This window comes from Nocardia sp. SSK8 (genome assembly GCF_037034205.1).
Classification (GTDB): Bacteria; Actinomycetota; Actinomycetes; order Mycobacteriales; family Mycobacteriaceae; genus Nocardia.
On sequence record NZ_JBAGKD010000010.1, the window covers coordinates 1 to 13,901 of the forward strand.

At 72.0% G+C, this 13,901-nt stretch carries 11 protein-coding genes; 5 read left to right on the plus strand and 6 right to left on the minus strand.

Translation table 11 applies throughout. From position 1 onward, the window contains the following. From bioD to WA675_RS18855, 3 genes are all read right to left on the minus strand, one after another. Positions 1-695 (minus strand): dethiobiotin synthase (bioD, locus tag WA675_RS18845; protein WP_336085929.1); only part of this gene is annotated, 695 nt, incomplete at its 3' end. A gap of 70 nt (positions 696-765) precedes the next feature. Beyond that, positions 766-1,920 carry an 8-amino-7-oxononanoate synthase gene (locus WA675_RS18850; protein WP_336085930.1) on the minus strand — a complete coding sequence of 385 codons (1,155 nt, stop codon included), beginning with the start codon at positions 1,918-1,920 and terminating at the stop codon, positions 766-768. A 44-nt stretch (positions 1,921-1,964) separates the two neighbouring features. Beyond that, positions 1,965-3,242: an adenosylmethionine--8-amino-7-oxononanoate transaminase gene (locus WA675_RS18855; RefSeq protein WP_336085931.1), complete on the minus strand. Its 1,278-nt coding sequence runs from the start codon at positions 3,240-3,242 to the stop codon at positions 1,965-1,967. A gap of 141 nt (positions 3,243-3,383) precedes the next feature. Here WA675_RS18855 and glgX point away from each other — a divergent pair, with 141 nt between their 5' ends. Both glgX and treY read left to right on the plus strand, forming a co-directional pair. After that, positions 3,384-5,498 (plus strand): glycogen debranching protein GlgX, encoded by a 2,115-nt coding sequence (gene glgX, locus WA675_RS18860; RefSeq protein WP_336085932.1) that lies wholly within the window; start codon positions 3,384-3,386, stop codon positions 5,496-5,498. Between the two features lie 8 nt (positions 5,499-5,506). After that, positions 5,507-7,927: a malto-oligosyltrehalose synthase gene (gene treY / locus WA675_RS18865; RefSeq protein WP_336085933.1), complete on the plus strand. Its 2,421-nt coding sequence runs from the start codon at positions 5,507-5,509 to the stop codon at positions 7,925-7,927. Between the two features lie 47 nt (positions 7,928-7,974). Here the strand turns inward: treY and WA675_RS18870 are convergent, their stop codons facing one another. Both WA675_RS18870 and WA675_RS18875 read right to left on the minus strand, forming a co-directional pair. Next, entirely contained in the window at positions 7,975-8,391 is a 417-nt protein-coding gene (locus WA675_RS18870; RefSeq protein WP_336085934.1) for a hypothetical protein, read from the minus strand. Positions 8,392-8,419: 28 nt separating this feature from the next. Then, on the minus strand, positions 8,420-8,776 hold the full coding sequence (locus tag WA675_RS18875; protein ID WP_336085935.1) for a nuclear transport factor 2 family protein: 357 nt from the start codon (positions 8,774-8,776) through the stop codon (positions 8,420-8,422). A gap of 148 nt (positions 8,777-8,924) precedes the next feature. On the opposite strand from WA675_RS18875, the gene WA675_RS18880 reads away from it, so the two are divergent. Continuing rightward, positions 8,925-11,738, plus strand: coding sequence for a helix-turn-helix transcriptional regulator (locus WA675_RS18880; RefSeq protein ID WP_336085936.1), 2,814 nt, complete (start codon positions 8,925-8,927; stop codon positions 11,736-11,738). A gap of 1 nt (position 11,739) precedes the next feature. Here the strand turns inward: WA675_RS18880 and WA675_RS18885 are convergent, their stop codons facing one another. After that, positions 11,740-11,943, minus strand: a complete 204-nt coding sequence (locus tag WA675_RS18885; RefSeq protein ID WP_336085938.1) for a hypothetical protein — start codon at positions 11,941-11,943, stop codon at positions 11,740-11,742. 96 nt (positions 11,944-12,039) lie between these two features. Between WA675_RS18885 and WA675_RS18890 the strand changes: the two genes are divergently transcribed. Both WA675_RS18890 and ilvA read left to right on the plus strand, forming a co-directional pair. Then, the gene (locus WA675_RS18890; protein ID WP_336085939.1) at positions 12,040-12,474 is read left to right on the plus strand and encodes a nitroreductase family deazaflavin-dependent oxidoreductase; all 435 of its coding nucleotides are present in this window, start codon (positions 12,040-12,042) and stop codon (positions 12,472-12,474) included. Positions 12,475-12,557: 83 nt separating this feature from the next. Continuing rightward, positions 12,558-13,901: a threonine ammonia-lyase IlvA gene (gene ilvA, locus WA675_RS18895; protein WP_442945676.1), complete on the plus strand. Its 1,344-nt coding sequence runs from the start codon at positions 12,558-12,560 to the stop codon at positions 13,899-13,901.

Genomic DNA, 13,901 nt, shown 5'->3' on the forward strand with positions numbered 1-13,901 from the left:
CAGCGGCTTGTTCGTACGCCGTCCATGATCATCGGCCAGTCGGCGGGGAACCAGCCCGGTGCGGCCGCGGTGAAGCAGGCCCGGTCCCAGCGGCCCGCGCCCGCGGGGACGGCGCCGAGCAGCGGAGTCTCGGTGATCCGGGGCAGGTCGTCGCGATTGCACTGGGCGGCGAGGTCCGGGTCGGTGGGCCAGGAGCCGATGACCAGCCCGGCGCAGGGCACGCCGGCGGCGGCCAGGGTGCGGGTGGTGAGTTCGCTGTGATTGAGGGTGCCCAGACCCGCGGCGGCGACCACGAGGACGGGGACGCCGAGTTTCTGGGCGAGGTCGAGCAGGGTGAACTCCCCCATCCGGACGAGCAGGCCGCCCGCGCCTTCGACGAGTACCAGGTCGGCGTCGGTGAGCGCGTCGACGGCGGCGACGGTCTCGTCCAGCGTGAGCAGGGGCAGGTTCGCGCGGCGGGCGGCGGTGTCGGGGGCCAGCGGTTCCGGGTAGCGGGCGAGTTCGACGGTGCGGGTGACGCCGGACAGGCGGGTGACCTCGGCGAGGTCACCGGGTTCGCCGGGGGCGATGCCAGTCTGGGCGGGTTTGCACACCGCGACGGTGCGGCCCGCGGCGGTCGCGGCGGCGGCCACCGCGGCGGTGACGATCGTTTTACCGACATCGGTCGAGGTACCGCTGATCAGCAGGATGCTCATTGTGCCTCCGTTCGGCGGGTGCGGGCCGCCGGTGTGGTCGCGCGAGCCGACGTCTCCGGTCCCCGGGCGCTCACGCGGGAACTTCTTCCCGGCCGCGCGCGGTGGCGAGGACCTCGCTCAGCACCTCGGCGATGGTGGCGAGTTCGGCGTCGGTGAGGTTCGCGCGGGCGGTCAGGCGCAGGCGCGAGGTGCCCTCGGGGACCGACGGGGGGCGGAAGCAGCCGACGTCGAGGCCGCGGGCGCGGCAGGCCTGGGCGGCGTCGAAGGCGAGCTGGGCGTCGCCGAGGACCACCGAGACCACGGCCGAGTCCGGGTCGGGCACGCCCGCGATGCGGGCGATGTCGGCCGCGCGGTCGAGGACGCGGGTGGCCATGGTGGGGTCGCGGCGCAGCAGAGCGAGGGCCGCGCGGGCGGCACCGACGACGGCCGGGGCCAGGCCGGTGTCGAAGATGAAGGTGCGGGCGGCGTCGATGAGGTGGGCGCGGATGCGGGCGTCGGCCAGGACGACACCGCCCTGGGCGGCGAGGGCCTTCGACAGGGTCGCGGTGATGACGAGGTCGGGTGCGCCTGCCAGGCCCAGCTCGTGCACGAGGCCGCGACCGCCGCGGCCGCGCACGCCGAGACCGTGCGCTTCGTCGACGATCAGGATCGCACCCGCGGCGCGGGTGACCCGGTGCAGATCGCCCAGGGGGGCCAGGTCGCCGTCGGCGCTGAAGACCGAGTCGGTGAGGACCAGCGCGCGTTCCTCGGTGCGCTCGCCGAGCAGGCGCTCGACGGTGTCGACATCGCGATGCGGGGCGATCACGACCCGGGCGCGGGACAGGCGACAGGCGTCGACGAGGGAGGCGTGACTGCCCGCGTCGGAGACGACGAGGGTGCCGCGGCCCGCGAGGGCGGTGACCGCGCCGAGGTTGGCGGCGTAGCCGGAGGCGAAGACCAATCCCGTTTCGGCGCCGACGAATTCGGCGAGTTCGGTCTCGAGCTGCTCGTGCGCGGCGGTGGTGCCGGTGACCAGCCGGGAGCCGGTGGACCCGGCGCCCCAGCGGCGCACGGCCGCGATGGCGCCCTCGACGACCTCGGGGTGGCGCACCAGGCCGAGATAGTCGTTGGAGGCCAGGTCGATGGCGGGCGACTCGGCGGCGCGCACGCGCAGATGCCTGCGCAGCCCGGCGTCGACCCGCTCGGCCGCGCGCTCGTCCAACCAGCTCAACGGATCCGTAGTCACAGCTGAGGAGCTTACTTGAACGCCGTTCAGGGGCGTCGGGGCGCTCATCGGAGCGAGGCCTCGACCGCGGCGCGGACCGCGCCGGTGATGGTGGCGATGTCGTCGGTCGTGCTGATGAACGGGGGCATGGTGTAGACGAGGTTGCGGAAGGGGCGCAGCCAGGCGCCCGCGGCCACGGCGGCGGCGGTGGCGGCGCGCATGTCGACCGGGGTGGCCAGTTCGACGACGCCGATCGCGCCGAGGACGCGGACGTCGGTGACCCCGTCGAGTCCGGCCAGTGGCTTCAGGCCCTCGGTCAGCTCGGTTTCGATGCGCGCGACCTCGCCGCGCCAGTCCCGCGAGCGCAGCAGTTCCAGGGAGGCGACGGCGACCGCGCAGGCCAGGGGGTTGCCCATGAAGGTGGGCCCGTGCATGAGGCCACCGTGGGCGGCGCTGAGGGTCTCGGCGATGCGCGCGGTGCACAGGGCGGCCGCGAGGGTGAGATAGCCGCCGGTCAGGGCCTTGCCGACGCACATCACGTCGGGGGCGACACCGGCATGGTCGGCAGCGAACAGTGCGCCGGTGCGGCCGAAGCCGGTGGCGATCTCGTCGAAGACGAGCAGCACCTCGTTCTCGTCGCAGATCCGGCGCAGTTCGGTGAGGTAGCGGGGGTCGTGCCAGCGCATGCCGCCCGCGCCCTGGACGACGGGTTCCACGATGACGGCGGCCAGTTCGTCGCGGTGCTCGCGGACGGCACGGGCGAGCTCGGCGGCGTAGGCGGGGTCGAACTCGCGCGGTGGCGCGGGGACGAAGATCTGTTCGGTGAGGACGTCGGTCCACAGCGCGTGCATGCCGCCCTCGGGGTCGCAGACGCTCATCGGGGTGAAGGTGTCGCCGTGGTAGCCGCCGCGCCAGGTGAGCAGCCGGTGCTTGCCGGGGCGGCCGACGCCGCGCCAGTACTGCAGGCACATCTTGGTGGCCACTTCGACCGAGACCGAGCCGGAATCACAGAGGAAGACCTTCTCCAGGCCCGCGGGGGTGAGTTCGACGAGCAGCTGGGCCAGCCGGGTCGCGGGTTCGTGGGTGAGACCGCCGAACATCACGTGACTCATCCGCTGCGACTGGGCCAGCAGGGCCGCGTCGAGCACGGGGTGCCGGTAGCCGTGCACGGCGGCCCACCAGGAGCTCATGCCGTCGACCAGTTCGCGCCCGTCGGCCAGGGTGAGCCGGGTGCCCGCCGCGCTCGCGACCACCAGCGGTTCGGTCGTCGCGGGGAAGCCGCCGTAGGGATGCCAGACGTGCTCGGCATCGAGTGCGGTGATCTGCTCGGAAGTCAGGTCCACAGGTTTCCTCGTCGTCGTCCGGTGCCGCCACGGAGACAGCCTTGAACACCGTTCAAGTTAGCACCCGCCGCGCGCGGCGGACGGAGACCCGGCGGCCACATCCGCGCGCGGACGGGTCATGGATTCCTCTACTGTCGTGGCATGTCGAGCCCGCACGACCGATCCGGTGAGCTGACCGCACTGGGGGTGTGGCCGGGCACCGCGTACCCGCTGGGCGCGACCTACGACGGCGCCGGAACCAACTTCTCGGTGTTCTCCGAGGTGGCCACCGGGGTCGAGCTGTGCCTGATCGGCAAGGACGGCGGGGAGACGCGGATCGCGCTCGACGAGGTCGACGGGCACGTCTGGCACGCCTATCTGCCCACTGTGACGCCGGGGCAGCGCTACGGCTTCCGGATCCACGGGCCCTACGCGCCGGAGCTGGGGTTGCGCTGCGATCCGAGCAAGCTGCTGCTGGATCCGTACGGGAAGGCCTTCGAGGGCGAGTTCGTCAACGATCCCTCGCTCTACACCTACGGGCTGGATTCGCTCGGAAAGACGATGACCGGGGTGGTGATCAACCCGTTCTTCGACTGGGGCGCCGATCGGCCGCCGAACCGGCCCTATCACGAGACGGTGATCTACGAGGCGCACGTCAAGGGCATGACGATGACGCATCCGGACGTGCCGCCGGAGCTGCGCGGGACCTACGCGGGGCTGGCGCATCCGGCGATCATCGAGCATCTGAAGAGCCTGGGCGTCACCGCGATCGAGCTCATGCCGGTGCACCAGTTCTTCCACGACCACGTGCTCACCGACCAGGGGCTGCGCAACTACTGGGGGTACAACAGCATCGGATATCTGGCGCCGCACAACCAGTATTCGGCGCGGCCGCGCGGGGACGCGGCGGTGACCGAGTTCAAGGCGCTGGTGCGGGCCATGCACGCCGAGGGCATCGAGGTGATCCTGGATGTGGTCTACAACCACACCGGCGAGGGCAACCACTTCGGGCCAACACTGAGTCTGCGCGGCATCGACAATGCCGCCTACTACCGGCTCGACGACGCGAACCCGGAGCACTACAAGGACTACACCGGCACCGGGAACAGCCTCAATGTGCGGCATCCGCACACCCTGCAGCTGATCATGGACTCGCTGCGGTACTGGATCCTGGACATGCACGTCGACGGCTTCCGCTTCGACCTCGCCGCCACGCTGGCACGCGAATTGCACGATGTGGACCGGCTTTCGGCGTTCTTCGACCTGGTGCACCAGGACCCGGTGGTGAGTCAGGTCAAGCTCATCGCCGAGCCGTGGGATGTCGGCGAGGGCGGCTATCAGGTCGGTAACTTCCCCACCCTGTGGACCGAGTGGAACGGCAAGTACCGCGATACCGTGCGCGACTACTGGCGCGGGGAGCCCGCGACGCTGGGCGAGTTCGCCTACCGGCTGACCGGGTCCTCGGATCTGTACGAGTCGACCGGGCGGCGGCCGGGCGCGAGCATCAACTTCGTCACCGCGCACGACGGGTTCACGCTGCGGGATCTGGTGTCCTACAACGAGAAACACAACGAGGCCAACGGCGAGGGCAATCGCGACGGGGAGAGTTACAACCGGTCGTGGAACTGCGGGGTGGAGGGGCCCACCGACGATCCGGAGGTGCTCGCGCTGCGGGCCCGGCAGCGGCGGAACCTGCTGGCCACGCTGATCCTGAGCCAGGGCACGCCGATGCTGTCGCACGGGGACGAGATCGGCCGCACGCAATCCGGCAACAACAATGTGTACTGCCAGGATTCGCCGCTGTCGTGGATGGACTGGGCCAGCACCGACACCGAGCTGCTGACGTTCACCCGGTCGGTGATCGCGCTGCGCACCGCGCATCCGATCTTCCGGCGGCGCCGGTTCCTGGCGGCCGGGCCGGGTGACGGCGTGGGCCGCGGGCGCGAGATCGGCTGGTTCACCCCGGCGGGCACGGAGATGACCACTGCGGACTGGGACAGCGGCTTCGCCAAGTCACTGGCCATGCTGCTCGACGGCGACGGTATCCCCGAGCCGGGTCCGCGCGGGGAACGCATCACCGACGACTCGTTCCTGCTGTGCTTCAATGCGCACGACGAAGCGATCGATTTCGTAGTGCCGGGGCCCGAGTTCGGTGTCGAATGGACTCTCGCCCTGGATTGTTCGACCCCCACCGGTGCCGCCGACGCCGTCTTCGCCGCGTCGGCGGTCCTTCCTGTCCCCAGCCGCTGCCTGCTGGTACTGCGCCGAACCGCCTAGCCGAGACGATGACCGAGACCTACGTGACCGACCCGCTCACCCTGCTGCACCGCGCGCCCATCCGGCCGAGCACGGTCCGCAGCACCTACCGGCTGCAACTGCGGCCGGACGCGCTGACCTTCGCCGACGCGCGGGCCATCGCCGAATACCTGCAGCAGCTGGGTATCTCGCACCTGTATCTGTCGCCGATCCTGACCGCGACGCACGGGTCGACGCACGGCTACGACGTCACCGATCCGACGACCGTGTCGGCGGCGCTGGGCGGGCCGACCGGGCTCAAGGCGCTCTCGGACGAAGTGCGCAGTCGCGGTATGGGTTTGATCGTCGACCTGGTGCCCAATCATGTGGGTGTGGGCGATCCGCGGCAGAACCCGTGGTGGTGGGATGTGCTGCGCACCGGCCAGAACTCGCCGTACGCCAAGTATTTCGACATCGACTGGAGTCAGGGCAACGGGGCGGGTGGGCGGCTGGCGCTGCCGGTGTTGCAGAGCGAGAACGATCCGGCCGCACTGACCGTCGACCGGTCGGGACCGGAACCGATGCTGGCCCTGCACGATCTGCGCTTCCCGATCGCGCCGGGCACCGACGGCGACAACGCGCTGCGCATCCACGACCGCCAGCACTACCGGCTGGTGAGCTGGAAGGCGGGGGTGTGCACGTATCGCCGGTTCTTCGCGGTGAGCAGCCTGGCGGCGATCCGGCAGGAGGATCCGGAGGTCTTCGAGGCGACGCACCGGGAGCTGGCGGCGTGGTGTGAGCACGATCTGATCGACGGCGTGCGGGTCGATCATCCGGACGGGCTGGCGCATCCGAGCGCGTATCTGACCCGGCTGCGCAGGCTGATCGGGCCGCAGCGGCTGCTGCTGGTGGAGAAGATCCTCGCCAATCGGGAGCCGCTCGACGCGACGCTGCCGGTCGACGGCACCACCGGCTACGACGCGCTCGCCGATGTCGGCGGGGTATTGCTCGATCCGGCCGGGGAGGCGCCGCTGACCGAGCTGTCGCAGCAGGTGGCCGGGCACGGCAGCGATCGGGCCTGGTTCGGCGAGACCGAGCACCGGATCAAGCGGGCGGTGGCCGAGACGATCCTGGCGCCGGAGATCCGGCGGCTGGTCGCGGCGATCAAGCGCGACGGCAACGCGGGCAGTTTCGACACCCTCTCGGTGAGCAACGCGACCATCGAGGTGCTGGCGTTCATGCCGGTCTACCGGGTGGACTACGCGCCGCTGGCCGGGATCACCGCGGCCGTGGTCGCGGAGGTGGAGAAGCGCAATGCCGAGCTGACCGCGCCGCTGTCGGTGCTGGTCACCGCGCTGGCGGTGGGAGGTGAGGCGGCGACGCGGTTCTCCCAGGTGTGCGGGGCGATCACCGCGAAATCGGTCGAGGACACCATGTTCTATCAGGGCGCGCGGCTGGTGTCGCTGCAGGAGGTCGGCGGGAATCCGGCGCGGTTCGGGCATTCGATCAACGACTTCCATCTGTCCAACAGCGAGCGGTCGCAGCGCTGGCCCGCCACCATGACGACGCTGTCCACCCACGACACCAAACGCGGCGAGGACGTGCGGGCCCGGATCGGGGTGCTCTCACAGGTGGCCGATGTGTGGTCGCTGCGGGTGCGCGGCTGGCTGGAGACCACGCCCGCGCCGGACGGGGCGACGGCACTGTTCCTGTTGCAGAACATGTTCGGGGTGTGGCCCGCCGACGGGCGGCCCGCGTCCTCGGTGCCGGGGCTGCGGGACCGGCTGCACCAGTTCGCGGAGAAGTCCATGCGGGAGGCGGGGGTCAAGACCTCCTGGGAGGAGCCGGACGCGGCGTTCGAGGCGCGGGTGCACGGCTGGCTGGACGCGGTGATCGACGGGCCGGTGGGGACCGGGATCGGCGATCTGGCGCACGAACTCGCGCCGCACGCGTGGTCGGACGCGGTGGCGCAGAAGCTGTTGCAGCTGTGCGGGCCCGGGATTCCGGACATCTATCAAGGCACCGAGCTGTGGGAGGACTCGCTGGTCGACCCGGACAACCGGCGGCCGGTGAACTTCGCGGTACGCGCGGGGATGCTCCAATCCCTCACCGACACACCGACACTGGACACCACCGGGGCGGCGAAGATGTGGGTGGTGGCCTACGCGCTGTGGTTGCGGCGGGAGCGGCCGGAGTGCTTCGTGGGCGGGATGTACCGGCCGCTGTACGCCGTCGGCGAGCACGCGCACCGGTTCATCGCCTATGGTCGCGGGCCCGCCGGGGAGGAACCGGAGGTCATCGTGGCGGCGGCCCGGCATTCGGTGGGGCTGGCGCCGACCGGCTGGCTGGACACCACACTGCCGCTGCCGGAAGGCAATTGGACCGACCGGCTGACCGGCAACACCTATGCCGGGATCGCCCGGGCCGACGCGCTGTTCGCGCGGCTGCCGGTGGCGCTGCTGGTGCGCTGACACGACGAAGCGGGGCCACCTCGTGGTGGCCCCGCGCTCGCCGGAGGTCAGCGGGTGCGCCGCAGACCGAGGTACTGCAGGGCGGCGAAGGCGCCGACGGTCACCGACTGCATGACCGCCCACACCGCGCCCACCGTGGTCAGGCTCAGGGTGCCGCCGATCAGGGCCGCCAGGCTCGCCACGACCCAGGCCGAGTTGCCGAGGGCCACCACGGCCGTCGCGGGCCGGTTGATCGGCGTGCGGGTGCCGATCACGGCGACCGCCAGGCCGTACACCGTGAGGAACACCCCGATCGCGCGGCCGATGCCGGCGTCCAGGCCGAGCAGGTTCTCCAGCGGCCCGGCCAGCGCGAGGTAGGCGAGGCCGTTGGCGGTGGTGACGACGGCGTCCAGGCGCAGCGAGAACCGCAGCAGGTTCTCCCCGGTGGTGAGAGCGGACAGGCGGGACGAGGTGGCGGTGGTCATGGCGGAACTCCTTGGCTGAGAGGGGATGTCAGGCGGTGGCGGGAACCTGGTCGAGGAAGCCGTAGACGCTGTCGATGCGTCCGTCGGCGAGCACGGCGACGTCGAAGCCGATCACCACGGGCTCGCCGTCGGCGGGGCCGAGGCCCCAGGTGAAGCGGACCTGGTCGTGGTGGGCGTCGACCGGACCGGCCAGGCGGAAGGTCCAGTCCGGGAACTGGGTCTGCACCCCGGCGATGGCGGCCTCGAGCTCGGCGTGGCCGGTGACGGCGACCAGCGGGTCGACGTAGCGGGCCCCGTCGGTGAACAGGCGGGTGATCGCGGCGCGGCGGGCGCCGGGCTCGCGGGTGTTCCAGGCCTCCAGGTACTGTGCGACGACGGTGTTCATACCGACCTCCGAAATAGGCTTTGAGCTGGTGTTTCGCGGGTTGTTCCTGCGATGACACCTACGTTATGGCGCCGGTGGGGGTCGGCGAATCAGTCGCCTATAGGTACTTTCGCGGCCGGTCTACCGGTGCGGCGCTAGCGTGGTGCGCATGCTGCACGGACGCGACGCCGAACAGGCCAGGATCGACGAGCTGCTCGCGGCGGCGCGGGCCGGGCGCAGCGGGGCGCTGGTGCTGCGGGGCGAGGCCGGGATCGGCAAGTCCGCGCTGCTGGATTACGCGGCGGCGCAAGGGATTCCGACGGTGCGCAGCGCGGGGATCGAGTCCGAGGCCGAATTGCCGTTCGCGGCCCTGCATCTGCTGGTCCGGCCGGGGATGGCGCTGGTGCCGGGGTTGCCGCCGCGGCAGCGGGAGGCGCTGGAGGCCGCCTTCGGGCTCGGCGACGGGACCCCGGCGGACCGGATGCTGATCGGGCTCGCGGTGCTGACGCTGCTGGCCGAGGAGGCCGCCGACGGTCCGCTGCTGTGCCTGATCGACGACGCGCACTGGCTGGACCGGGCCAGTGCCGAGGCGCTGTTGTTCGCGGCGCGCAGGCTCGACGCCGAGGGGGTGGTGATGGTGTTCGCGACTCGGCCCGGCCCCGACGACTTCCCGGCGCCCGGGCTGCTGGAGCTGGTGGTGCCGGGGCTGCGACCGGAGGCGGCGGCCGCGCTGCTGGACGCGGGCCCGGTCCGGCTCTCCCCCGCCGAGCGGTATCGGCTGCTCACCGAGTCGGGCGGCAATCCCCTCGCGCTGCTGGAACTTCCGTCGACCATCGGCACCACGGGGCCGACCCGGGCGCAGCCGCTGGCGCTCACCCAGCGGCTGCAGCTGGCCTTCCACGGGCGGGTCACCCGGTTGCCCGCGGCCACCCGCACGGTGCTGCTGGTGGCCGCTGCGGCCGGGTCGCCGGAGCTGGCGCCGGTGCTGCGCGCCGCGGACACGCTCGGCGCCACGCTCGACGATCTGCAACCCGCGCAGGACGCGGAGCTGGTGCGGACCGACGGATCGGCGCTCACCTGGCGGCATCCGCTGCTGCGCGCGGCGGTCTACCAGGGTTCGGCGCTCACCCAGCGCCTGGCCGCGCACCGCGCCCTGGCGGCCGCGTTCGACACCGAGGACACCGCCGACCTGCACGCCTGGCATCGGGCCTGCGCCGCCACCGGCCCGGACGAGACGACCGCGACCCTGCTCGAGCGCACCGCGGAGCGGGCCCGGCGCCGCAACGGTTTCCACGGCGCGGTCGCCGCCTACGAGCGCGCCGCCGCGCTCGGGGTCACCGAGCGCGACCGGTCACGCAGGCTGGTCCTCGCCGCCGAGATGGCGACCGAGGCGGGACTCACCGATCGGGCGGTGGCGCTGGCCGAACGGGCCGCGGCATCGGGCGCCGACAGCTCGGTCGAGCTGCGCCTGGCCCTGGTCCGCGCACAGGCCGATTTCGCCGCGGGCATCCCGGCCTCGGCGCATCGCCGATTGCTGGCGGCGGCGATCGCGGCGCGGCCAGGCGATCGGGGCGGGCCGACGCCCACCGGCGACCCGGATGGGGCGACGTCCACCGGAGATCCGAATGAGGTAGCTGGCACGGGCGATCCCGACGGGGCCGCGGGCACGGGCGATCCAGACGGGGCGGCGGGCACGGGCGATCCCGGTATGGCGGCGCGGATTCTCATGCGGGCGGTCCATGCCGCGTGGTATCTGGGGCCCGCGGAGATCGCCGAGGTGGCCGCAGTGCTGGCGACGCTGCCGCTGGCCGAAGGCGATCCGGTGACGCCGATCGCGCGGTATCTGACCACGGCGGTGGCCGGGCAGCGCACGGTCGATCTGCGCACGGCGGCGGCGCTGGCCAGGGCCAATGGCGCGGACAGTCCGGCTGATCTGGTGCAGCTGTGTGGCAGCGGGCTGGTTGTCGGGCAGGACGAGCAGGTGGGTGAGCTGGCCGAGGAGCTGATCGGCGAATGCCGGGAGCAGGGCCGGATCGGGGTGCTGGCGCCGCTGCTGTTCTTCCGGTCGGAGGCGCAGTTGTTCGCTGGCAGGCCGGGGGCGGCCCGGGTCGGCGCCGAGGAGGGGCTGCGCATCGCCGAGGATCTCGGGCAGGCGCACTGGGTGGGGCAGCTCAGCGCGTTCCTGGCGTATCTGGCGGCCCAGCGCGGCGACGAGGACGCGACGCGCGCGCGGGCCGAGCGGGCGACGGCCGAGGAGTTCGGCGGGGCGCGCGCGGTCGGCGCGTCCTGGGCGCACGCGGCGCTGGGACTGCTCGCGCTCGGACAGGGCAGGCTCGAGGCGGCGCGCGCCGAGCTGGCGCACATGGCGGTCGAACCGGCCTGTCACCACGTCAGCGGGTTGCGCGCGCTCCCCGACCGGATCGAGGTGGCCGCGCGGCTCGGCGCCACCGCCGACGGCGCCGCCGCCCTGGCCGAACTCACCGCCTGGGCCGAGCGGGCCGATCAGGACTGGATCACTGCGCTGGCCGCCCGGGGGCGGGCGCTGCTGGCCGACGGGCCGGACGCCGAACCGCACTTCGTGGCCGCGCTGGCCGCCAATCGCCCGTTCGACGAGGCCCGCACCCGGCTGCTCTACGGCGAATGGCTGCGCCGCGAGAAACGCAAGGTCGACGCGCGCACCCAGCTCGAACAGGCGCTGACCGTATTCGACCGGCTCGAGGCCGGACCGTGGGGCGAACGTGCCCGCACCGAATTGAGCGCGTTGGGAGTCGGGACGGCGGCGGCGAGCACGGGGCCGCTGAGCGTGCTCACCCCGCAGGAGTCACAGATCGTGCGGCTGGCGGCGCAGGGGCTGTCGAATCGGGAGATCGCGGCCCGGTTGTTCCTGAGTCATCGCACGGTCGGTCATCACCTGTACAAGGCGTATCCGAAACTGGGCGTGTTCTCGCGGGCCGAGCTCAAGGAACTCGAGTTCACCGAGTGAATCAGGCGCGGACGGCGCCGACGGTCCAGCGCAGCGCGGCGACGGCGGCCGCGACCAGCACGGCGGCCTGCGGCGAGCCGAGGACCAGCAGCAGCACGGCACCCACGACGAACCCGGCGACCAGCGCTTCGAGCTTGTAGACCGGCCACGCACTGCCCGCGATGTCGACCGTCGCGGGTGCTGCCGAAGGGGTGACCACTGCCATGCACACAGGATAGACGCACAGAAGATTTCGGGCCACCGAACTTTGCCGGGCCGCACTGTCGGGAACATCACACCCCCGCCGATCGTTGTGCAGGTCATGCCACTGACAGGAGAGTACGCACCGAGCACTTCGGACTGGGCCCGCAAGCAGGCCGAGACCTACGAGAACTCCGGCGGAGCCGACGGCACCTCGTTGCAGGGCAAGCCCGTCATCCTGCTCACCACCAAGGGCGCCAAGACCGGCAAGCTGCGCAAGACGCCGCTCATGCGGGTCGAGCACGACGGCGAATACGCCGTGGTGGCCTCGCTGGGCGGCGCGCCCAAGAACCCCGTCTGGTACTACAACATCAAGGCCCATCCGCTGGTGGAGCTGCGCGACGGGACCGTCAACAAGGACTACACCGCGCGTGAGGTCACCGGCGCGGAGAAGGAGCGGTGGTGGGAGCGGGCCGTCGCGGTCTGGCCGGACTACGCGGAGTATCAGAAGAAGACCGATCGCGAGATCCCGGTCTTCGTGCTGACCCCCAGCTAGCGTCGTCCGCGCGCCCGGCCACCCGTCCCGGCGGCGGTGGCCGGGCGCCGCGCGGCCCTCGGTAACATTGCCGGGTGTCCCCCATCGCTGACGTCGCCGAAGTATCCGTATCCCGTCCGCCGCTGACCGCGGACGAGATCGACGCCGCCGCGAAGCGAATTTCCGACATCATCGAGCCGACACCGCTGCAGTTCAGCCCGCGGTTGTCGGCGCGGACCGGTGCCCAGGTCTACCTCAAGCGCGAAGACCTCACCGCCGTGCGCTCCTACAAGCTGCGCGGCGCCTACAACCTGATGGTCCAGCTCACCGCCGCCGAGCGCGCGGCGGGTGTGGTGGCGGCCAGCGCGGGCAATCACGCGCAGGGTGTGGCGTTCGCGTGCAAGGCCATGGGTGTGCGCGGGCGCATCTACGTGCCGACCACCACCCCCAAGCAGAAGCGCGACCGGATCCGCGTGCACGGCGGCGAGTTCGTCGAGCTCATCGCCACCGGCGAGACCTACGACGCGGCCGCCGCGGCCGCCGCCGACGATGTCGCCCGGACCGGCGCGACCATGGTGCCGCCGTTCGACGACCCGCGCACCGCCGCCGGGCAGGGCACCATCGCCGCGGAGTTCCTCGAGCAGCTCGGCACCGCGCCGGATCTGGTGGTCGTGCCGGTGGGTGGCGGTGGCTGCCTGGCCGGGATCGGCACCTACCTGCGCGAACGCGCCCCGCAGGCCGGTCTGCTCGGGGTGGAGCCCGCCGGTGCCGCCTCGATGACCGCCGCGCTGGTGGCCGGTGCGCCGGTCACGCTGCCCGAGATCGACCCGTTCGTCGACGGTGCCGCCGTGCGCCGCATCGGCGACCTGCCCTACCGGGCCGCGGCCTCCTTCGGCGGCGCGGTCATCTCGCACGCCTCGCTGCCGCTGCTCACCACCACGGGCACGCCGACCGGCACCGCCTCGTTCCGGATGATGCAGGTCGACGAGGGCGCCATCTGCACCGCCATGCTCGAGCTGTACCAGAACGAGGGCATCATCGCCGAGCCCGCGGGCGCGCTGGCCACCGCGGCGCTGGCCGAGGTGACGATCGACCCCGGCGCCACCGTGGTGGTGCTGGTCTCCGGCGGCAACAACGATGTGTCCCGCTACGGCGAGATCATCGAGCGCTCGCTGGTGCACCGCGGCCTCAAGCACTACTTCCTGGTCGACTTCCCGCAGGAGCCGGGGGCGCTGCGCCGCTTCCTCGACGAGATCCTCGGCCCGGACGACGACATCACCATGTTCGAGTACGTCAAACGCAACAACCGGGAGACCGGGGCGGCGCTGGTCGGCGTCGAACTCGGCGCCACCGACGATCTGGCCTCGCTGCTGCACCGCATCGAGGAGTCCCCGATCCAGGCCGAGCGCCTGGAACCGGGGTCTCCGGCCTACCGCTACCTGACCTGA

Coding starts and splice junctions, on each gene's coding strand:
- WA675_RS18880 (WP_336085936.1), top strand. CDS start 8,925: ATGCTGCACGGACGCGACGCCGAACAGGCCAGGATCGACGAGCTGCTC.
- glgX (WP_336085932.1), top strand. CDS start 3,384: ATGTCGAGCCCGCACGACCGATCCGGTGAGCTGACCGCACTGGGGGTG.
- WA675_RS18885 (WP_336085938.1), bottom strand. CDS start 11,943: ATGGCAGTGGTCACCCCTTCGGCAGCACCCGCGACGGTCGACATCGCG.
- treY (WP_336085933.1), top strand. CDS start 5,507: ATGACCGAGACCTACGTGACCGACCCGCTCACCCTGCTGCACCGCGCG.
- WA675_RS18870 (WP_336085934.1), bottom strand. CDS start 8,391: ATGACCACCGCCACCTCGTCCCGCCTGTCCGCTCTCACCACCGGGGAG.
- WA675_RS18890 (WP_336085939.1), top strand. CDS start 12,040: ATGCCACTGACAGGAGAGTACGCACCGAGCACTTCGGACTGGGCCCGC.
- WA675_RS18875 (WP_336085935.1), bottom strand. CDS start 8,776: ATGAACACCGTCGTCGCACAGTACCTGGAGGCCTGGAACACCCGCGAG.